The following is a 20,106-nucleotide window of genomic DNA, read 5'->3' as shown; positions in this document are numbered from 1 at the left end:
GGTCCATGAGCAAGGCGTTTTCCACATATGCCTGCACAACCTCAGGGTGCGGGATGGCCATCACTTCTCTTCGCCTTAGATCGGAGGGAGCAACTGTTAAGGGAAGATGGCTGGCGGCGTCGAGCGGCTGTGGCGAAGTCGTGACCGTCGGTGGAAGGGGCGTCCGCGCCATGGATACGTGGCAGTATCGGATCAAAGCAGATCAGTTCCCAGAAATGATCCTGCGGTGTGGGCTTCAGTCAGCACAAGGGCAGTACCGCCAATGAAGTAGCCAAAACCATAAGGGCGTTGGCTCCCCGATCCGTGCAGGACCGTGAGTAAATCATCGCGTAAACGGTTCCGGTGGAGATCACCACCGGGCGGTCTGCCGGAATCCCCGTGTCCGCGAAATCCTATTGCCCAGCAGTGGAAGTCCCGCGCAAGAAGCCCGGCCAGAGGATTCCACATAGCTGTGTGCATCCCTGTTGTGTGGCAGAACAGCAGGTCGGGCCCATGGCCGCCCAGGTCGTGGAGAGCAAGGGAGAAGTCGCATGTGTCCTCGAGTGTTGTCATTCTCCAGCCACTCCTCAGGTCTGCCGGGTCTTCACCTGCCCCGTGGGACGCGGGCGCTCACCGGTGGAACTTGGTGACTGCGGAAACGGCGGGGTTTTCACTTCAGTCGTTTGCCGTTGCTCAACCATTCACCTGTACGGTCGCGCACGGCATGAGTCCCGGGGGCCGTCTAGCGATGGTGTGAGAGTGAAGTCATTCATTTCACCTATTCGGCAATCAGTGCTCCTGGTGGTGGTGCTGTCGCGCGACGATTGAGTCCTGCTGCACTGGATCGAGAGTGATCGGGTATGTCCCCCACTGCGACGCTCGACCGGCGGTTCACCTATAGCGGCCTTGCAAGAATTTCGAGGGGAGGTGAAAGCTCTTTGGTCTTCCCGCTCGGCAGGGTCAGGGGGAAGATCACTTGTCAGTCTTCTGACTCAAAGGGGCCAGGGCGTGCAGATTCCTCCCTCTACATCCTCAGAATCGACTGGCGGGCGCCCCCGCTGGTTCTTCTCCTACGGACACACTGGTGGCCCATTTCGAATGATTCCGCCGACTCTTTCCAGGTTTTCCATCGATGGGCTACTCGCAGGGTGGGGCTCGACCTCGGTGCGGTGGGAGGCTCGTGCGAGCGTCGCGGCGATGGGTAAGCGGGTCGGTGAGACGGTCGGGCCGTAGCGATGTGCAGGACCTCGGCGCGCCCGGGGCCCTGCAGTTCGAGGTCGTGGCTCCGGGCTATTGATCAGGAGTACACCGAGAGTCGACGAGATCTTAAGGAGGCTGATGTGAGGCAGGGGCAGGTAGAGGCTGGACGGTAGGGTTGCGGTGACGTTACCGCCCGACATGGAAAGTTACTTACTGTGACCACTGCTGCTGTGGCCCCGTCGACTTCGGATTTCTACTGCCACCAGGCCATTCCTGGACTCACGCCGGTCAAGGTGGTGGTGGAGACCGAGGACGTGCTTGCGTTCGAGCACACCAACCCCGCCCACCCGGTGCACGTCGTGGTGGTACCGAAGAAGCACACGCCGTCGCTGATCGACCTCGGCCACGGAGGTGAGGAACTGCTGGCGAAGGTCATGGCAGTCGTAGGACAGGTCGCAGCGCAGATCAAGGAAGAGCACGGCGCAGCTTCCGTCACCACGAACGTCGGGCTTTACCAGGAGTCGCAACACCTGCACTTCCACGTGTACCACCGTGGCGAGTCCGACGAACAGATCCTCGCGATGTACGGGCACCACGACGGCTGAGCAAGCCCTACCGCGCGTGACGGTTGCGCCCTCGCCTGGCGGCGGCAACGGTCTCCTGCGCGATCAAGTCGGAAGCCCGGTGGATGACCTTCGGATCGGGCCCCTCCTGTGTGGGCCGGCTGGGGCTGCTGGCCAGCTCCATGCATGCCTTGGCGAGAGACGCTCCGCCGTGTAGCCCCTCGTCGTCAGGGATCACGATGCACTGTCCCGGGTGTCGTCGCGCGTAGGCGGTGGCGTTGTCGAGCTGGTCGCCGCGGCTGACCGTGGCAGGCAGCGGAATGAGTACGGCCCGCTTGCCGAGCGCTTCGAGCTCGGCAAGCGTCGTTGCGCCGGCGCGTCCGATCACCAGGTCGGCGAGCCACAGGGCATCGGCCATCTCGTCGTGCAGGTACTCCAGTTGCCAGTACCCCGGTACGTCCTGGTAGGAGGGGGCGAGGTTTCCCTTCCCCCGGACGTGAACGACCGCGAAGCGCGCACACAGGGAATCGAGTTGGCTCTGTACGGCGTCGTTGATGCGCTGGGATCCGCTGCTGCCGCAGAAGATCAGCAGTACGGGCTTCCCTGCAGGAATGCCGAGTCGCTTGCGCAGCCTCTCCGGTTCGCCGGTGGCGAGGTCGTGGCGCAGCGGCAGGCCGGTGACGGCGGATTTGCGGGCGAGCCATCGCGGTGACCCAGTGGGGGCAGCGACGGACAGGCAGACCCGGGTGGCCATCCGGGCGACGATCTTGTTGGCGAGGCCGAGGGAGTGGTCGGACTCGTGGACCACGATCGGGACTCGGCAGAGCCAGGCGGCGATTCCGACGGGCACGGAGACGTACGAGCCCTTCGAGAACAGGGCATCGGGCCGTTCGCGTCGCATGGCCCGTACTGCGGCCCCGATGCCGCGCAGCACAGTGATGGGCATCAGCAGGTTGCTCCACGAGCCGTAACGCTTCAGACCCGCGGATGGCACAGGGCGAAAAGGGATGCCAGCTTTCTTGGCGTATTCGTGTTCGATGCTGTCCGAGCGTCCGAAGAACACGAGTTCTTTTGCGCCCTGTTCGGGGAGCCGAGCGGCTACGGCAAGGGCGGGGACGACGTGTCCGGCGCTGCCGCCTCCGGTAATTCCAATTTTCATCTAAATCGCACCTGGCTCGCGTGGTCGCGTTTCATTGAAGGGCACGCCCATGTCTTGGTATCCAGCGACGACCGGCCTCGTGGGCTGGTCGCCTGAGCAGCGCTGGCTGGCGGTGACTTCGTCGGGCCGGCTGGATTCGAACCAGCTCCTCGGCAACACTTATGCCGTGCTCCTACCTTTGAGCTACGGCCCGTTGATGGTTCCGAGGCTAGAGGCAGGGAAGAAGGTCCGTCAACGCCGCACTCATTATTGGCGGCAAATGTTGCTCACCTATTTCTGCGCTTTCTGATCTGGCTTTATCTTGGTTTTCGGCAGGCGAATTCTGACGCCGGACGATAAATGCCAAGCGGCGACTTGAGGTGGGTTCAGACGGGAATGCGGATGGGTTGGCGCAGGCTCCGAGTGTCCGGGATCTGGCTGATTGGCGTTCGGCGCGTCCGGGACGTCCACCGGTCGATGAACTCGACCTCGTCCTCTTCCTGCTGGGGGGAGAGGACCAGGGTGTGCGGGATGCCGAGCAGGTTGGCGTAGCGGAACTTTTCGCCGGCCGTCTCGGGCCGGTCGTCGACGAACAGAGCTGCTCCGCGGTCTCGCAGGTGTCGTACGACGTGGTCGGTGCGCTCGCGCATGGCGGGCAGATCAGGGCGCAGGACGACAATATGGAGGTCGGCGGGCCCGGTTCCCGCCTTCCACCGGAGCCCGTCCTTGTCGCGTTGGAGGTCGGCGAGGGTCTGCAGGCAGCGGGTGATGCCGATGCCGGAGCAGGCCATGTACGGGGTGCGCGCAGTGCCGTGCTCGTCGGTGAAGGACAGGTTCATCGGGGCGGCGTACTGGGTGCCGAGCTCGAAGACGTGGGCGAGTTCAATGGCGCGGGCTTCGCGGTAGTGCCCTTCCTCGCAGTGGCCGCACCTCATGCCCTGAGCGGCTCGGTGGAGGTCGTCGGCGGTGGGCGAGAGGGCCTCCAGACCGGCGGCCCCCGACCAGGCGGCGTTGCGGCGCAGGCCGGTGGCGCCGTCGGCGATGGAGAACTTGTCCAGGTGGGCGACGGAGGTGTCGAAGAGGGTGGTCGTTCCGGTGCAGTCCCAGGGGGTGAGGGTGCCGGCCTCCTTGCCGAACAGCTCGGGAAGTTGGGCTGGGTCCAGGAGGTCGACGCGGGCGGCGCCGGTGGCGGCGGCGAGTTTGCGGGGACTGACCTGGAGGTCGGAGCGGATCGCCACGGCTGCCGGTGCGATCGAGCCGTCGTGGCGGGTGAGCGCGAAGACGATGACGTTGACGACGGGGTCGTTCTGCGGGGCGGGGTGGGCCCGTAGGACGGCAGTGTCGCCTCGGTGGCCGCAGTGGTCGCAGACCAGGATCGTGCTCTGCCCGGTGTCGCCGAGGATCAGGTGCTCGGTGCTTGGGCCTGCCGAGATGCTGCCGCCGTCGGCTGTGGCCTGGAAGACGCCGGTCAAGCCCATCCCCAGCAGAGCAGCGCGGCAGGCGTCGTTGAGGAGGTTGACCGAGGTGCGCATTCCCTCGGGGGTGGTGTCGAAGGTGTAGGCGTCGGCCATGGTGAACTCGCGGCCGCGCATCAGCCCGCCGCGCGGAGCGATCTCGTCGCGGTACTTGGAGGTGCTGAGGAACAGGCGGACCGGGAGATCGCGGTGGGAGCGCAGGTGGTCGCGCACGGTGGCGGCCGCGATCTCCTCGGAGGTCGGGGCGAGACACATCTGTTCGCCGCTCCTGCTCGTCACCGTCAGCAGCGCGCCCTCGGCCTGGTAGGCGGCCCAGCGGCTGGACTGCTCCCACAGCGTGCGGCTTTGCAGGGTGGGGAAGGTGACGGTGTTCGCGCCGCGTTCCTCGAATGCTCTCCGGGCGACCCGGGTGAGCCGGTCATGGACGCGCAACCCCAGCGGGAGCAGGGTGAACACGCCGGTGGCGTCGGTTTTGGCGACGTAGCCGAGGGATTCCAGCAGGTCCATGGTGGGGGCGTTCGCATCGGCGGCGCGGCGGCGTACGGGGGGCCACAGGTGGCTGGCGTACAGCGGGGTGTCAGACATGCGTAGCTCCCAGCACGGTCTTCGACAGGTTGCGCAGGTGTGCGGTGGTCGTGGTGATGTCGTGGCGGCGGGCGCTGGTCGCTGCGGCGCTGCTCAGGGTGCGGCGGAGGCCGGGGTCGTCGGCGAGCTGGTCGATGCACGCGGCCAGGCCGGCGGCGTCGCCCGGCTGATAGGCCAGGGCCCCCGCGCCAAGGGTGTGGCGCAGGCCGGGCAGGTCGCCGTAGACGACCGGGAGTCCGTGGGCCTGGGCTTCGACGGCGACCAGGCCGAACGCCTCCAACTGCTTGGTGGTGAAGAGGAACGCGTCGAAGTCGGCGAAGCGCTCCCACAGCTGCTCGCGGGGCATGAACGGATCGAACCGGACGCGGTCAGTGAGGCCGAGGTCGTCGACGAGGGCTGTGAGGCTGGGCAGTTCGTTGCCGTTGCCGATGACGGTGAGGTGATGTTCGCCGGCGGTACGGGTCATGGCTTCGATCGCGGTGGTCGTGGACTTGTTCGCGTCGAGGCGCCCGGCATGCAGCAGCTGCAGCCGGCGCCTGTTGGTGGGCTGGACGGTGGGGTGGTCCGGTAAGGGGATACCCCAGGGGACGGTGATCAGGCGGTCGGTGAACTTCCCCCGGGTGAGGGTGTTCACCTGGTCCGCCATGGCGGCGTTCGGTACGGCGACGGCCGTACTGGCCGCCACGATCTCGATCAGCGCGTTGCGTGCCTGGTCGTTCTCGGCGGCGGCAATCACGTCGGTGCCGTGGGCGATGGAGATGAGGGGGGTATTGCCCTTGGCTCGGGCGAAGGCGAGCGAGAGCCCGAAGCCCAGGTGCTGGGCGTGGATGAGGTCGGGGCGACGGTGGCGCAGTAGCCGCTCGACCTCCTCGGTCAGCTCCTCGGTGTACCGGGTAAAGCGCGGGCCGTACGGCTGCTTCGCTGCGGCGAGGTCGATGGTTTCCTCGAAGGAGTGCTGCCACACACCGGATCCGGGCAGGGCCAAGAACGTGGTGCGGAAGTCGGGGGCGAGCTGCCGGTACACGTCACTGCACCAGATGGTGGAGCCACAGGAAGGCTCCAGGGGCAGGTCGACGCCGGTCATGATGAGCGGTCGGGTCATCGGGCTGCTCCCGGGGGTGTCTCGGGGCGGTAGGTGCTCAGGCCGGCGCGGAGCATGGCCGACACCCCGGCCCAGCCGATCGCGCAGGCGGCGTCGATGACCGACAGGCCCGGTTCGAAGCCCTGCTTCGGCCAGGCTTGGGCGTAGCGCGGGTGCCGGCCGGTGAACTCGTTCCAAGCGACGGTGATCTTGTGTTCGGCGAGCGCTACGGTGTCGAGGTACTGCCGCGTGCCCGAACCGGCCCACAGCTCGCGCTCGCCGGCTGCGGAGCAGATGTGTGCGAGCCGCTCGGTCTTGCCGTCGGCGGCGGTCGAGGGCATTTGGGAGGTGAGGAGCAGGGAGGTGCGGGAGCCGAGCGCGAGAGCGATCTGTGTCACGAGGTCGGTGGTCAGGTCGGCCAGCCACCGGTGGCCAGTGGACAGCGCCGGCTCGATGACCTGGAGCGCTTCGTCGGTGTACGGGCAGCGTCCGTACGCCAGGCGCAGCGTTTTGACCATGCTTGGTGCGTCGAAGCCGTCGGCGATCCGCGTGTCACGGATGAGTTGCCCTGTGGCACGGACCACCGGGACGGTGAGCCAGACGGAGCCGTTGGCGGTTTTGATCCGGTTGCGGTTCTGCCATCCGCCCTGCGTGAACTGCACGTTGTCGTACAACGCGACGCTGGTGCAGGCGATCAGCGCTTCGCAGAAACCGAGCCACGGCATGAACGGTGGCTGTTCGATGTAGATCACGGGCTACTCCTGTTCAGGCACGGGGTGCAGCAGGGTGAGCAGGGGCGTTTCGAACGCCTCGAAGACACGGCCCGCCGCGGTGTCCGAGGGCCGCAGCCGCCATCCGGCCGCCGCCGCGCGCTGGCGGGTGTAGGTCTCGCCCAGATACCAGCGGCCTCGTTGCGACTCGTGACGGGCCAGCGCCTTGACCTTGTCGTCCAGGAAGGCCGTGATGTCGACGAGGACGCTCGGGGCGAAGGCGCTGCGCGGGGCATGCGGTTCGCCGTACAGCACGGTGCGGCAGGACGGCACACGGGTGACGGCGTTGGCGGTGGCCGCCGCGAGCGCGCGGTGGTCCTGGTGGTCGTTGTCCGCGTGCGGGCTGTGGGTGATCACGGTGGTGCAGCGCAGGCGTACGAGCTCGCTCTCGATGGCCGAGATCAGGATCCGGTCGGCGTGCAGTGCCCCGTCGGCGAGGCCGAGACAGGTCACCTTGACACCCGCGCCGTCCCAAGCCGCTTCGGCCTCGCGTACGCGCTGGTCCCCGTTGAGGCGCACTCCGCGGGCCACGTCGGTGAGCGAGACACCGTTGGCACCGTGAGTCGCCATCAGCACGCTGACGTCGGCGCCGAGCTGGCGGTAGCGCCGCAGGGTGCCGTAGGCCAGCAATTCGGCGTCGTCGGGGTGGGCCACCACCGCCACCACACGTTCCGTGGCGGTCGAGTCCTTCGTGGGAGGCACTGGGTCACCGCCTCTTGAAGTCGCGGTGGATCTGGGAGGGCATCGCCTGGTCGGCGCCCTGGTACTTGCCGTCGTACAGAACGATGTCGCCTTCGACCGTCCAGAATGTGACCTGCCCGATCCTCAAGTTCGGGTAGATCCTCACGGGCTGCACCGCGTGCAGTTGCAGTGTGAGGTGGTTGTGCGAGCCGATGTCGATCAAGTCGGCGGTGACGTGGACGAACAGTCCGAGCCTGGCCACGGAGGAGCGGGCGCGGATGATCGGCACGAAGTGGTCGCTGCCGATGCGCTCCGCGGTGGCGGCGAGGTAGATCCGGTCCGGGGCGAGGACCATGCCGTCGGGTGGGATCGTGTGCGATTCGAACGGGTTCTCCCGGGCGCAGTCGAGGCTCTCGTTCGAGTACCAGCCGATGGTGTCGCCGAGGTGGAAGTCGTAGCTGTTGGGGCTCAGGAGGGCAGGAGCGAACGGGGAGATCTCGATCTCCCCGTTCTTGACCCGCGTATGAATCTCGGGCCCGGTGAGAATCACGCTGCGGCCTCCTCTCGTACCGGAGCGCCGGCCAGGGCCCGTGGGGAGCAGGGGGACGGGTCGCTGAGCATGCCGTAATGGCCGAGGTAGGGCATCGGGGCGCCGACCCTGTCCCAGAAGGACACCTGGCCCACACGCATCCCGGGATAGATAGTGAGGGGCTGGACGACGACGATCTCCAAAGTCCACTGGTGGACGGCCCCGAGTTGTCCGAGGTCGGCGGAGATCTGCAGAAAGCAGCCGAGGCGCCCGAGCGAGGACCGGCCGATCAGGGTCGGTACGTAGCGGGGGCTGCCGATCCGCTCAACCGTGGCGCCGAGGTAGACCGTGCGAGGCCGCAGCTCGTACCCGCTGTTCGGGATGCGGATGGTCTCCAGCTCTGTCTCCCTGCGGGGGTCGGCTGGAGTGCCGACGGTGACCTTCAGCACGTCACCGAGGCAGTAGTTGTAGCTGTTGGGATTGACCAGGTCCGGATCGAACGGATCGATGGTGATGTCCCCGCGGGCAACGGCCTGTTGGATGGCGGAACCGGTGAGGATCACAGACCGCCGCCAGTGCCCACGTGGCCCACGTAGCTCTGCTTGAGTAGGCGCCGCTGTCCGGCAGGCACCGCTTCCTGCCCCTGCCCGAGCGGCATCCGACCGTGCGCGTAGCGCCACTGGTCGAAAACGAGCAGTTGGCCCGGCGCCAGCCGGACGGTGGTGCGGTGCTGATAGGCGGCGTCGACCAGCCGGTCGAACGCTGCGGTGATGAAAGGGGCGGTGTCGCTGTCGGCCTCGACGAGGTCGCCTCGCCGGAGGTGGGGGAGCATCTTGCTGGTGAAGCGGATCGGTGTGCCGACGTCGATCCGCTCGGGCAGCACAGCGAACCGGGAGAGGCTCTCGCCAACGCCGTGCACTCCCTCGTCGGTCCAGTAGGAGAAGACCGGCCTGCTCAGCAGGTTCCGGTCGGCGACCGGCAGATCGCCGGCGGCGGCCCACAGGTCGGACAGAGCTGATGCGCCCCCGCCTCGGGGGTCTTCGCGGACGCAGTACAGGGCGATGTAGCGCGGGCTCAGCTCGCGGTCCACCAGGTCGACGTGCAGCCGGTTCTCGCCAGCCCCGTGGGTTCGGGCGGGGTCGACGTCGGTGCGCACTTCCAGGTCGCTCCAGCAGCCGTCGGACGGATACACGCTCAGCACCGGGCCCAGCGCCGACAGCAGTCCGAGACTCAGTTCGAGGTTGCGGCGGTGGTCCGTGCCCTCAAAAGAGACCACCGACTGTCCGGCGCCTTCGCCGGTGAGGCGGTCCGCGAACTCGCGCGGTGCGGTGGGGCCGTGCACCAGGTCATGGCCTTCCAGGGCCAGCACGTCGCTCATCAGGACTCCGTAACGAGATCGGTGAGGATGCCGCGCAGCGTGCGCGGCGGGACGACGGGCCGGGCCGCGAGGCCCAGCCGTTCGGCGAGATAGCTCGTGGTCGCCAGCGAGTACGCAGAGGTCGAAGCTGCGGACGGGGGGTATGTGACTAGTTCCTCGCCGATCAGGCGCGCCTGATCGCGGACCGCCTGTATGTCGCGTTCGCCGTCCACGAGAACGAGGTCGGCGTCGAAGGGGGCACAGTTCATGAGGGACTGGCGGGTGACGGTCTGCGGCAGCCCGTCTCGTAGGGTCCACAGACTGAGGACGAAGGCGTCGGCGCCGGTGGCAGCCTGCGCCCGCTGGGCCAGCAGGCGCGCGACGTCCCCGCGGTCCGGGAGAGGAGCGGGAAGAGCACCGATCCGTTCGGCGCCCCAGGCCGCGTACTGGGACAGCGCCTCCGCCAGCCCATCTGGAGCTGCCGGGCCCGATGCCGCCGAGACAGTCTCGACGGCGAACTGGTGGACGCCGCGGCGATCAAGGCTGAGACGCAGGAATCCCTGGCCGGTCTCCGGCGCCTTGGCGACATGCCGGCCAGCGGACGCCCAGTGGTACCACGGGCCGTGACAGTGTCCGGATACGACCACCGGCAGCGGCCAGCCATTCTCCTGATCGGCGACGTCGAGGCCGAAGCCACTGTGGCTCACGCCGATCACGATGTCGGCCCCGGCGGACAGCAGCCGGTCCCGCTCGGCCGCGATCAGCTCCGCCGACGGATCTACGAACTCGAACCCGGCACGCTCGTGGTCCGGGACGGCTTCGTACGCCTGTCGGCCCAGGTACCCGACGATGCCCACCCTCAGCCCGCGATCCGGAAGCAGCAAGCCGCTTTCCCAACGGCCCGAGAACCCCTTCGGCGGCCTGAGATTCGCGCACACCACCGGCGGGAACCGGTCGGGGTTCTCCAGTCGCATCAGATCGGCGAAGTCGTGGTTGCCCGGCACGAGCGCGTCGTACAGGTCCGCCAGGAACCGCTCCTCCACCCTTCCCTGGGAGAACTCGTGGAAGGCGTTGCCGCCGAAGAAGTCCCCGGCGTCCACCACCCATGCACCGCGGGCCCGGTGCTCGCGCGCGGCGGCCAGCAGGGCGTGACCCCCAGGGATGCTGGAGTGGAAGTCGTTCGTGACGATCAGCGGCGGGGTGTTCATCGGAGCCTCTCGATGGACACGACACGCAGCGCCTCAGGTGCCTTCGGCCAGAACTCGGAGCGGGAGATTCCGTCGACCTCGCACAGTCGAAGGCCGCCCGCTTCTTCTCCTGCCGCCTGATACTGGTCCAGCGTGTGGCTCGGCACGACCACGAGCCCGCGTTCCACCTTCGGCGTGGAAGCGAAGACATGCCGTGTGAGCGCTGCCGACAGCTCCCAGTCGAACGGCATGATCGCCAAGAGCACAGCGCCGTGGGTGAGGCCCTCGTCGAGGTCCACCTCACGGACGTCCGAGATGCTGACGCGTGCCCGCGGGCCGAAGCGCCGCAGCACGTCCTGGAGGATTCCTCCCAGCCTCCCATCCTTCTCTACCGCCCAGATCCGGCGGCCGGTCTCGGCTACCGCGCCGGACAGCGTGCCCAGCCCAGCCCCCACCTCCAGGACCTGTCCCCGGTCCGGCAGTTCGGCACAGTCCAAGAGCCGGTGAGCCGCGTTTTTCGACCGCAGGAAGTGCTGGCCGAGATCGGTACGGACGTCGAATCCAGCCTCCGCGAGAAGGTCGGCGGCGGCCAGAGCGTCTCCGGAGAGCGGTGTGCGTGCCCGCTCATGGGTGTGTCGCGTCATCCGCGGGGGTGTCCCTTCGAGGTCCTGGGGTGTGGCGGTCACTGAGGTCTCTCCCATCGGCTGTGGGGACGGTCGAGCAGTCGTAGTGAAGGCAAGACATCGTGTGCTGCACATCGGCAGGCCGGCGGTTCGGGCTTCCCGGTCGGCGGTGGAGTACACGGATCGTGCGATCGGGGACGCTGCGCCAGCACGGTCACGGCACCCACACATCGTCCTGCCGGGAGGAAGCCGAGTCATTGCCGTCACTGGTTGCGGGCATTGCGGGCAACTCGCAATGCACGCAACGCCGTTCCCAAGCGCCCTCCCCTCGGGGCGGCTCCTCGGATACCGTGACGCACAGTCAGCCTCATTGCCGGGGGTGCGTAAATGATTACGGTCAGTCGATCGCGCCGCGCCGCTATCAAGAAGACCGCTACCGAGATCCGGGCACGGTGCCTGCACAGCGGTCGCGGGGTCGAACAGACGGTCGAGGTGATCTGCGCTGAGCTCACCGAGGTACGGCTGCTGGAGGCGTGGCGTCTGGCGCTCGGCTGGCCTCGGTCCCGCACCATCGAACAGGTCGGAGCCTTGTACCGGTCCCGCGGACTGCTGCCGCCGGGCCTGTCGGAGTCGATGCTCTGCCGATGGGAACACCGGCCCTACGAATGGCCCAGCCCGGAGTACGTAGAGGCGCTGTGCATGGTCTACCGGGCCCGGCCGGAACAGCTTGGACTCGACCGTGCCGCCGGCCGCGATCGAGCCGAGTGGGGGCAGCCGAGTGTATACAGTGCTTCCGGGCCTGAAGCGTGCGTCGTTCCCGCACGGGAAAGCATGGTGAGCATGACGACCTCTGCCGGTCTGCCGGCCGTCCGGGACTCTCTGCACCTCGCGCTGCTCGCTGACCCGGCGGGCAGCTCGGCAGTCGTGGATCTGACCGAGGCCGCGATCGAGCACTACGCCCTCGGCTACAGCAAGCACCCGCCTCACACGCTCTTCATGGAAGTGCACGGGGCCCGGGGCCTGTTGATGCGGGCCCTTACCAGCAGTCCCCACACTCCGGAGCGGATCGAGATTGAACTGCGGCGTGGCGTCGGCTGGCTTTCCGCCCTGCTGGGCAACCTCGCCTTCCACCTCGGCGATCCCACCGGTGCGCGCGTCCACCTTGCCACCGCCGTCACCTACGGCGACCGCGTCGGCGATGCCCGTCTGACGGCCTGGGCCTGGGGCGCTCAAGCGATGGTCGCGCGGGCCGCGGGCCAGCACCCTGTTGCTCTGGCACACGCCGAGCGCGGCGCGGCCTGCGCGCCCTCCGGGCTGCCGCAGGCCCAACTGCACGCCTGGGCACGGCTTCCTTCCCTCGCCGCCCTGGGCCGGGAACGGGAGGCCGACGCCGCGCTGGCCGACGCGACGCGGGAGCTGGAGGCAGACGCACAGGGGTGGGCAGCCGGGCGGTTCGGGTACGACGCCGCTGAGCACGCTCTGCACGAAGCGGACGCCCAGCGCGCCTTGGGACGAGCGGAGCGTGCGATGGCCTGCGCGGAGACGTCTTTGAGTGCGGCCACTGTCGGAACCCCGGGATGGGCCGCCGCCGCCCTGGTCATGGCCCAAGCCGAGGCCGTCGTCCAGCCTTCCGACGCCGCGCAGCGCGCGGTAGAGGTTCTTGCCCGCGTGCCAGCCGCGCGGCTGCGCTCCACGTCGCGTGCCCGCCTCGCACAGCTCGAATCCGCGCTCGCCGGGAGCGACGCGGCCGGGGTTGAGGACCTGCGCGAGCGCGTACGGACCCTGCCACCCTCCATCGACGCGCACGGCGGCGTCGCGAGCGCCTGACACAACGGGCACCGTCGGCCCCATCTGCTGGTTCACTTTGATCACCGCTCCACGGCGTACGGCTGTAGTGGACGGCGCTGGCGGACCGCCGCCTGTGACAGGTCCAGGCGCATGGCCCGGGGATGGGGGTCGAACCCCAACCCGCGGTACAGGCAAGCGCCGGCGTCGGTCGCGGTGAGGGTGATGGCCGGACAGCCGCGGGCCTGCACTTCGGTAATGAACGCTGTGGTGACAGCGGTGGCGTAGCCACTCCTGCGGAAGCGAGGCAGGGTGGCGACGCTCGCTAGGTGCGCGGAGCGGCCGGCAGAACTGCCAGGGCGGCACAGAGCGGGGTGGATGAACCCGACTGCGGCGGAAACGATCTCCATCCCTGCGCCGCCGCTGCCGACGGCGACGACGGCCACCAGATCCGGGTCGGCAGCCAGCAGACGGCGGGCGAGGTCGGCGCGGTGGGTATTCCGCCAGACGTCGGTCACCACATGGCCCAGCCCGCCCTCGACGTGCACGCGCGTCAGTTCGTCCGCGTCGCCTGCCATGGCGAGCCTGACCACGGGGGCGGTCACCGGAGCACCTCCGTACAGTCCAGGGCACGCAGTTCGGCGGCCATCTGCCGTGCGTTCGGCCGGACTTCGGGGTCGGTAGAAAGGGCACGCCGCAGCAGGGGCCCGTACCCGGGGAGGGCGGCGACCGGCCGTAGATGCTGGCCTGCGGCGATGACCCGGCGCTTGGCCTCGGGGGCACCGGGAGCCGGGTCGATGCCGGCGGCTGCATAGTCGACGGGCCAGGTACCGGTCCAGCCTTGCCACAGTGCTCCGGCCAGGGCATACACGTCGGCTGGCGCCGTCGGTGTCGTCCACCGGCCGTGCAGGAGGCCGTCGGTGATTTCCGGTGCCTCCAGGTGCACAAGAGCGCCGTAGTAGGGGAGCTGGATATCGCGCGGGGCCGCTGCCCCGTCGCTGTGCGCCGAGACGAGGTCCAGAACGCGACGACCGGGGCCGAGAAATGGGTGCTCGACACCGGCGGCGAGGTCTCCTCGACGCCGGCGGTCGCCGACGAGGTGGTGTACGTCAGCCGCGACAAGTATGTGTACGCCCTGGACGCGGCCAACGAGGCGAACCAGGCATAGCCCCCTGCCGGGAACGACGGGCCGGGCCGAGGAGATCTTCGAGGAGAGTACCCGGCTGCTGGCCAGCCGCTCGCTGGCTCGAGCAGTGGCAGGACCTGCGGTGGTTTCGTGGTCACTGGCCCGACCCCGCTTAGCTTGTTCTTTATCTTCCGGCCTCGAACGGCGTCTCGTACTGAGTCGCTCACCTGGGGATTTGCCGGACGTGGGGGCGGCCTTCGTCTGATCATGTGCTCCGACCAAGGTGCACGTGACCAAGACGAAGGCCGTGAGTGTCCCTTCTTGTTCGATCTTGCCTCCGCGCAACGCGCTGACCTGCGGAGAGACAAAGTGCGATGAGACGCTGGAGCCCCGTCGTCTCACTTGACGTTGTCGGCCAACTGCGTTTCTGCGTGCGATGACCGTCGATCGGCAGCGCTCTGGCCTGGGGTGTCTCACTTGACCTTGTCTCTGGCGTGCAAACCGAACAAGGTCAGGTGAGACAGAGGGAAGATCTCGCGAGAAGGGACAGTGAGGGTGAGTCTTCTGCTTGATGCTGTCCGGAGGGAAGCGTTCGCGGAGGCGTCACGCTTCCGGGGCGAGTTCTACGAGTGTCTGACCGCTCGGCGCGACGAACTGTTCGAGTTGGTGGACGCGGTGCTGTGCGCGGACGGTGCGGTGCAGTCCGTGGTCGATCTGACGCTGTTGCCTGAGCATCGACGTGGGCACGGAGCGATGTACGGCGGCCTGAACCGCGGCCGGATCGATGTCGATCGGCTGCGGACGGCGCTGGCCGGACTGAGGGACCGTCGACATCGTGCACGGTGATACGCAAGGCCAGTCGCTGCCTGTCTTCGGGCTCGCGCACATGCTCGGTGTTCAGCTGCTGCCGCGCATCCGCAACTGGAAGGACCTGACCTTCTACCGGGTCAGCTCCACGGTGAAGTACCAGCACATCGACCCGCTGTTCGGCGATCCGGAGAAGGACGTCACCAACTGGCGGCTGATCGAGAACCATTTTGAGGACCTCATGCGCGTGGTGCTGTCCATCCGGGAGGGGAAGCTCTCCTCGGCCGCGCTGCTGCCACGCCTGGGCAACGAGTCCCGCCGCAACCGCGTCTACCAGGCGTACCGCGAGCTGGGGCGCGTGATTCGCACCATCGTGCTCCTGCGGTTCTTGTCGGAACCGGAACTGCGGGAGTCGATCCAGGCGATGACGAACAAGGTTGAGGTGTTCCACAAGTTCAGCAACTGGCTGATGTTCGCCTCCGACGTCCTCCAGGACAACGACCCGGTGCACCAGGAGAAGATCATCAAGTTCAACGAGCTGCTCGCGAACTGCCTGATCTTCCACACCGCTCAGGACATCACGAAGGTCGTCAACGACCTCGTCGACGAGGGCTGGGAGGTCGACCCGGTCGACCTGGCGACCGTCACGCCGTACATCACCAGCAAGATCCGCCGCTTCGGGGACCTGGCACCTGGACATGGAGCCGCCCGAGAGTGAGGCAATCGGGCGGCTGCGGATGGCCGCCTGACCACCACGAACCGTCTGATCAGGGGTTCGGGGAGTATCCGGACAGGGAACACCGGTAGAGCGTTCAGTTTCCTGAACACCTGCTGACGGTGCGGATGAAGTGGAAGGCTGTCGCGGGTGGCAGGTGAGTGGTCGGCGGAACCGTGTGGGACTGCGGGAGAGGGGACGCATGCGTGCGACCGTGATGGACGTGGTGCGGGACGTCGTGGACCAACGGGCCCCTGAGGAACGCCCGTTGGTCGACGATCTGGCGGGGCTGGACTACGGGCTCGTCGTACATCGGGTGCGACAGGCGAGCGACGGAAGGGGCGGCGACCCTCTCGGCTTCGGCCTTTCCGAGGCCACGGCGCTTATCACGCCCGTCGTGCTGCTGGCGGTTGACGAGGCGTGCCGGGCCGCGGTAGCGGACGCGACGGGCCGCCTGCTGTCCCGTGCCACCAGCGCCCTGGGGCGCCTGCGCCCGCCGGGCCGCCGCCAGATTGCCCCGCCCGAGGTCCCGGACTTCGACCGGGACCAGTTGGCGGCCGTACGAAGCCGGGTCCGTGCGGAAGCGGTACGACGCGGGCTCCCCGAGCCGGACGCAGAGGTCCTGGCGGACAGCGTGGTCGCGAGGCTGGCGCTCGCCGGCGCGGAGGAATCCGACCAGGACGGAACGTCAAGGACATGAGCAACGGCACTGAGACCACGGCACCTCGCCCGGATTCCGGGACCGTCCCCTCCGCTTCTGCAGGATCTGACCCCGGCGCCTTACCTGCGGGCACCACCCTGCGGTTCCTCATGCTGGCCGTCGCCATGGTGGTAGCCACGGTCGCGATGCTGAGTAGCATCCTGCGGCCGTTGCCGTACGAGGACGTGGCGACAGTGTGCCAGTTCGCCGCCGGGTACGACCCTGGGGGCAAGCTGATCGACGAGCTGTTCCGGGACCAGGCACAGGAAGACGCAGTGCGGGCGTGCGTCGAGAAGACAGAGGAGGTTCCACGCTGGTACGGGCTGGCCGGCACCGGTGCCGTGTTGCTGGCGGCCGGCGGGCTGTATCTGCTGATTCCGCGCCGGAAGCGGAGCCAGCCCGGCGTGGAACCGCTGCACACGGGGGATCCGCAGGGTGAGGTGCGGGCCGAGGTCGTCGCATTGGCAGAGCGTGCCGGGGTGCGGTCCCTGCCCGATCTCGTTGTCGACCTGTCCGCGCTAGATCCCGGCGCGGTCGTCTACGGCCGGGCCGGCCGGCGCACGCTGTGCTTGAACAACGGCCTGCTGCACACCCGTCGTGTGAACACCGCTCGCTTCGAGGCCGTGGTCCTGCACGAACTGGCCCACATCCGCAACCGGGACGTGGACATCGCCTACGCGGTGACAGCGCTGTGGCGCGTCTTCCTGGCGTTGGTCGTCGTCCCCTACACGCTCCTGATCGGCGGAAGCCTCGTCGCGGCACAGTTTTTCGGCGTGTTCTGGGGCGCCGACGAGGTCTTCTGGCCAGCCGGCCGACCGACCACGATCAAGGCCATCGGCGTCGCCGCGTTCCTGTTCCTGCTGGTCGTCCTGGCTCGCGCCGACACCCTGCGCCACCGCGAGCTGTACGCCGACCTGGGCGCGGTCGCCCTGGGCGCCGACCCGGCCGTCTGGCAGGCGCAGTCAGAGGGGCGTGCACAAGGCCGGTCGGTGCTGAGGGCCGTTGCCGCGCTATGGCGCAGCCACCCCTCCTGGTCCGAGCGACGGCGTTCACTGCACAACCCGGCGGGGCTGTTCGCCCTGACGGACGTGCCGCTGTTCCTGCTCGGTGTCGTCACGCTCGTCACCGGAAACAGCCTGAGCGCGGTGTGGGACAGCGGCGTTGCCGCCTGGGTCGTCGGAGCCCTGGCCGCGTGCGTCGTGACGGTCGCGGTCTGGCGGGCAGCCCTGTACGCCGCCCACAACCGGACGGCCGGCCCCAGGGGTATCCGGGCGGGGCTCGCCCTCGGGTTCGGTCTGGTCTGCGGGGAACTGCTGTCCGGGCCGACCGCAGCGCCCGACTGGACGCCCGAGCACGCGGAACCTCTCCTCGTCCTGCTCCTCGGCTCCGTCGTCTACATCACCTGGCTCGCCCAGTGCGCACAACTCCACCTGCGGACCATGCCGGGCGAGCGTGCCGTGCCACGCCGGGCCGTCCTTGCCGCGGCAGCCGCGGGCTCCGTGGTGGCGGCCGGCGGACTGAACTGGTGGTTGCGCGACGGACAGTTATGGATGACAGGAAACTTCCTCAAGGCTGGCGGTCTGTCCGAGCTCGCCCGGCAAATGTTCCCCGGCCCCTGGAACAGCCTTCCCCAGTACGAGTCCGTGCTGCCCTGGATCGGTTCGGTCCTGATCAACCTGGCCGTCGCGGGCACGTACCTGACGACCGTCGCCGGCGCGGTCGTTCTGTGGGCGTACCCGGCGCTGCTGTTGTTGAGGCGGCCCAGGACGGCAGGGCTGCGCTCCACCGTGCTGGCCGGGCTGGCCGGAGGGGTCGTGGGCGTCGCCGTCGTAGCAGCGGCGATGGCATACATGCATTCCTGGCGCCCCGCGCTGGAGGAGCGGACCCTCGCCTTCCAGGCGGTCTACCTGTGGTGGCGGACGGTTGCCCTGTGGGCCGGGGTAGTGGGCACGGCGGCCGTGGTCGCCGCGACCACCCGTACACACCGCCTGCCCCGTGCCCTGACAGCGGCGGCCATCGCGCACATCGGCATGGTGGCCGGCTACTTCGTCCTCCAGGCCGCCGACGGCTGCGTCGGTCCGCTGCGGGTCATGGCCAACACCTGCCACTGGCTGCCCGGCACCTCCTGGATACTGACCGAGATACTCATCCCTCCGGTAACACCGGTCTTCTTCGGCGCCGCCCTCGCCGCGACCGTCATGTCCCAATGGCCCCGCACAGAACGCACGTCGTTGCCCGCCGACACCGTACGACCCTCCTGGCCGGACCGGGCCGTCGTAGCCGTCACGGTGGTGGCCGGGCTCGTTCTCACAGCCGCTGTTGTCGACCCGCAGCGGGCCGGTGGCAGCCCGTTCTCGGCCGTGCCGGTCCGAGCCGAACCGGTCGACACCGACGACAAGGTACGCGACTTCCAGCTCCTGGCCTGGTACAAGGCAGGCGGCCAGGAGGACCTCGTGGCACTGTCCGGCCGCTACCTCGAACTCGCGACGTGGGTGCAAAACTTGAACACCGATAACGGAACCGGCGACGCCGATACTCTTCGCCCTGTCTGCAACGGGCTCGCCCGCGACACGGCCACCGCCCGGCGCCATCTGCGGGTGCCCGACCCCGACCTGGATCAGAAGTGGTCCACTCTGCTGAACCGCGGCAAAAGCGCGGCTGCGGAGTGCAAGGCTGTACTCAACAGCCCGGAGAACGACGTGGACCGCAACACCGAGATGCTGAAGCAGCTCTACGAGGCCGTCAAACACGCCGAGGCGACGCTGCCGCCCCTGGCGGAGCGCGTCTCCGCCACGGCCAAGAGGTGGCCGCAATGGACGGCCGACTGATCGGTCACGGGTCAGATTCAGCATCGAGGACCTGGACGGCTGGACACTCCACCGGCTCCACCTCAGAAGCGACTAAGACCGTGTCCTACATGGTCAGTTGACGGTTGTACTGGGCATGGGGAGTGGACGCTGGGGATGGATCGTTCCGGACGGGTTGTGGGAGATAGCGAGGCCGTTACTGCCGCCGGCTCGGGTGCGGCCGCAAGGGGGCGGGGTCGCGAACATCGATGATGAGACGGTCTTCGCGGCGATCATCTACGTGCTGGTCAGCGGGTGCGCCTGGCGGGCCTTACCGCCGTGCTTCGGGGCGTCGAAGTCGACCGTGCACCGCCGTTTCGTCATCTGGTCGAGAGCCGGTGTGTGGGGTCGGCTGCATCAGAAGATTCTCCAGCTCTTGGATGAACGGGACTTGATCGACCTGTCCCGGGCGGTCCTGGACTCCGCACACGTTCGCGCCAAAAAAGGGGCGAACTTGCAGGTCCGAGTCCCGTGGACCGGGGCAAGGAAGGTTCCAAGATGCACGTCCTGTCCGACGCGGACGGGCTGCCCCTACGCGTCGGGCTCTCCGCGGCGAACACCCACGACAGCCTCGCGCTGAAGCCGATGCTGTCCCATTTCCACATGGGACACGAACCCCACGCGACGGATTCGAAGCCTCGCCGCCTCCACGCCGACAAGGCGTACGACATCCCCCACCTGCGACGATGGCTCTGGGGCAAACACATCGGGGTCCGTATCGCACGTAAGGGCATCGACTCCAGCCAACGCCTCGGCCGGCGCAGGTGGGTGATCGAGCGCACCATGTCCTGGCTGACCGGCTACCGCCGACTCAGCCACCGATACGAGCGTAAACCAGGCAACTACCTGGCCTTTCTCGGACTCGCAGCCGCTCTCTGCTGCTACAAGCGCCTCCTCAAGCTGACCATGTAGGACACGGTCTTAAAGGGCTCGGAAACAGAGATGCCGCCTCGTCGAAC

20 protein-coding genes, 1 tRNA gene and 1 pseudogene are annotated in these 20,106 nt (G+C 68.0%); 8 read left to right on the top strand and 14 right to left on the bottom strand.

What is annotated here, in order from left to right; genetic code table 11:
- Positions 1-192 precede the first annotated feature (192 nt).
- Entirely contained in the window at positions 193-552 is a 360-nt protein-coding gene (locus ACFVWW_RS02990) for an alpha/beta fold hydrolase (protein WP_386875546.1), read from the bottom strand.
- Between the two features lie 842 nt (positions 553-1,394).
- Between ACFVWW_RS02990 and ACFVWW_RS02985 the strand changes: the two genes are divergently transcribed.
- Positions 1,395-1,784 (top strand): HIT domain-containing protein, encoded by a 390-nt coding sequence (locus ACFVWW_RS02985; protein WP_386875544.1) that lies wholly within the window; start codon positions 1,395-1,397, stop codon positions 1,782-1,784.
- A 7-nt stretch (positions 1,785-1,791) separates the two neighbouring features.
- On the opposite strand, the gene ACFVWW_RS02980 is transcribed toward ACFVWW_RS02985, so the two are convergent.
- From ACFVWW_RS02980 to ACFVWW_RS02930, 11 genes are all read right to left on the bottom strand, one after another.
- A complete protein-coding gene (locus tag ACFVWW_RS02980) occupies positions 1,792-2,901 on the bottom strand; it encodes a glycosyltransferase (protein WP_386875542.1) in 1,110 nt (369 codons plus the stop codon).
- 121 nt (positions 2,902-3,022) lie between these two features.
- A tRNA-Thr gene (locus ACFVWW_RS02975) sits at positions 3,023-3,094 on the bottom strand.
- A gap of 172 nt (positions 3,095-3,266) precedes the next feature.
- On the bottom strand, positions 3,267-4,940 hold the full coding sequence (locus ACFVWW_RS02970) for a proline--tRNA ligase (protein ID WP_384328185.1): 1,674 nt from the start codon (positions 4,938-4,940) through the stop codon (positions 3,267-3,269).
- Positions 4,933-6,042, bottom strand: a complete 1,110-nt coding sequence (locus ACFVWW_RS02965; RefSeq protein WP_386875540.1) for a glycosyltransferase family 4 protein — start codon at positions 6,040-6,042, stop codon at positions 4,933-4,935. The genes ACFVWW_RS02970 and ACFVWW_RS02965 overlap by 8 nt, the downstream gene beginning before the upstream one ends.
- Positions 6,039-6,773: a WbqC family protein gene (locus ACFVWW_RS02960; RefSeq protein ID WP_386875538.1), complete on the bottom strand. Its 735-nt coding sequence runs from the start codon at positions 6,771-6,773 to the stop codon at positions 6,039-6,041. The genes ACFVWW_RS02965 and ACFVWW_RS02960 overlap by 4 nt, the downstream gene beginning before the upstream one ends.
- Positions 6,774-6,776: 3 nt before the next feature.
- Positions 6,777-7,493 (bottom strand): PIG-L deacetylase family protein, encoded by a 717-nt coding sequence (locus ACFVWW_RS02955; RefSeq protein WP_386875536.1) that lies wholly within the window; start codon positions 7,491-7,493, stop codon positions 6,777-6,779.
- A 4-nt stretch (positions 7,494-7,497) separates the two neighbouring features.
- Positions 7,498-8,022: a dCTP deaminase gene (gene dcd / locus ACFVWW_RS02950; protein WP_386875534.1), complete on the bottom strand. Its 525-nt coding sequence runs from the start codon at positions 8,020-8,022 to the stop codon at positions 7,498-7,500.
- Complete coding sequence (locus ACFVWW_RS02945) at positions 8,019-8,564, bottom strand: deoxycytidine deaminase (protein ID WP_384328171.1); 546 nt, start codon at positions 8,562-8,564, stop codon at positions 8,019-8,021. The genes dcd and ACFVWW_RS02945 overlap by 4 nt, the downstream gene beginning before the upstream one ends.
- Entirely contained in the window at positions 8,561-9,379 is an 819-nt protein-coding gene (locus ACFVWW_RS02940) for a TauD/TfdA family dioxygenase (RefSeq protein WP_384328168.1), read from the bottom strand. Before ACFVWW_RS02940 ends, ACFVWW_RS02945 begins: the two co-directional genes overlap by 4 nt.
- Complete coding sequence (locus tag ACFVWW_RS02935; RefSeq protein ID WP_386875532.1) at positions 9,379-10,566, bottom strand: metallophosphoesterase; 1,188 nt, start codon at positions 10,564-10,566, stop codon at positions 9,379-9,381. Before ACFVWW_RS02935 ends, ACFVWW_RS02940 begins: the two co-directional genes overlap by 1 nt.
- On the bottom strand, positions 10,563-11,189 hold the full coding sequence (locus tag ACFVWW_RS02930) for an rRNA adenine N-6-methyltransferase family protein (protein ID WP_386875530.1): 627 nt from the start codon (positions 11,187-11,189) through the stop codon (positions 10,563-10,565). The genes ACFVWW_RS02935 and ACFVWW_RS02930 overlap by 4 nt, the downstream gene beginning before the upstream one ends.
- Before the next feature lie 819 nt (positions 11,190-12,008).
- Between ACFVWW_RS02930 and ACFVWW_RS02925 the strand changes: the two genes are divergently transcribed.
- Positions 12,009-12,995 carry a Twin-arginine translocation pathway signal gene (locus ACFVWW_RS02925; protein ID WP_386875528.1) on the top strand — a complete coding sequence of 329 codons (987 nt, stop codon included), beginning with the start codon at positions 12,009-12,011 and terminating at the stop codon, positions 12,993-12,995.
- 41 nt (positions 12,996-13,036) lie between these two features.
- Here the strand turns inward: ACFVWW_RS02925 and ACFVWW_RS02920 are convergent, their stop codons facing one another.
- Positions 13,037-13,558, bottom strand: coding sequence for a GNAT family N-acetyltransferase (locus ACFVWW_RS02920; protein WP_386875526.1), 522 nt, complete (start codon positions 13,556-13,558; stop codon positions 13,037-13,039).
- A complete protein-coding gene (locus ACFVWW_RS02915; protein WP_384328155.1) occupies positions 13,555-13,899 on the bottom strand; it encodes a hypothetical protein in 345 nt (114 codons plus the stop codon). Before ACFVWW_RS02915 ends, ACFVWW_RS02920 begins: the two co-directional genes overlap by 4 nt.
- 54 nt (positions 13,900-13,953) lie before the next feature.
- Here ACFVWW_RS02915 and ACFVWW_RS02910 point away from each other — a divergent pair, with 54 nt between their 5' ends.
- The 6 genes and pseudogenes from ACFVWW_RS02910 to ACFVWW_RS02885 all read left to right on the top strand — a co-directional run bounded on the left by ACFVWW_RS02910 (position 13,954) and on the right by ACFVWW_RS02885 (position 20,059).
- Positions 13,954-14,121 carry a PQQ-binding-like beta-propeller repeat protein gene (locus ACFVWW_RS02910; protein ID WP_384328152.1) on the top strand — a complete coding sequence of 56 codons (168 nt, stop codon included), beginning with the start codon at positions 13,954-13,956 and terminating at the stop codon, positions 14,119-14,121.
- Between the two features lie 513 nt (positions 14,122-14,634).
- Positions 14,635-14,898 (top strand): annotated as a pseudogene (locus ACFVWW_RS02905) (transposase); the annotation flags it as partial.
- Positions 14,899-14,914: 16 nt separating this feature from the next.
- On the top strand, positions 14,915-15,604 hold the full coding sequence (locus ACFVWW_RS02900; RefSeq protein WP_384328149.1) for a Tn3 family transposase: 690 nt from the start codon (positions 14,915-14,917) through the stop codon (positions 15,602-15,604).
- 199 nt (positions 15,605-15,803) lie between these two features.
- The gene (locus ACFVWW_RS02895) at positions 15,804-16,301 is read left to right on the top strand and encodes a hypothetical protein (protein WP_384328147.1); all 498 of its coding nucleotides are present in this window, start codon (positions 15,804-15,806) and stop codon (positions 16,299-16,301) included.
- A gap of 110 nt (positions 16,302-16,411) precedes the next feature.
- Positions 16,412-19,129, top strand: a complete 2,718-nt coding sequence (locus ACFVWW_RS02890) for a M48 family metalloprotease (RefSeq protein ID WP_384328144.1) — start codon at positions 16,412-16,414, stop codon at positions 19,127-19,129.
- A gap of 115 nt (positions 19,130-19,244) precedes the next feature.
- Positions 19,245-20,059, top strand: a protein-coding gene (locus tag ACFVWW_RS02885; RefSeq protein ID WP_386876711.1) for an IS5 family transposase whose coding sequence is annotated in 2 segments (ribosomal slippage) — positions 19,245-19,593 and positions 19,593-20,059 — 816 coding nt in all. Because the reading frame shifts where the segments join, the coding sequence is not laid out codon by codon here.
- Positions 20,060-20,106: the final 47 nt, after the last annotated feature.

It is taken from the genome of Streptomyces sp. NPDC058198 (assembly GCF_042882605.1).
In the GTDB taxonomy this organism is placed as follows: Bacteria; Actinomycetota; Actinomycetes; order Streptomycetales; family Streptomycetaceae; genus Streptomyces.
The sequence above is the reverse complement of the archived record's forward strand: the minus strand, read 5'-3'. Positions and strand labels throughout refer to the sequence as shown.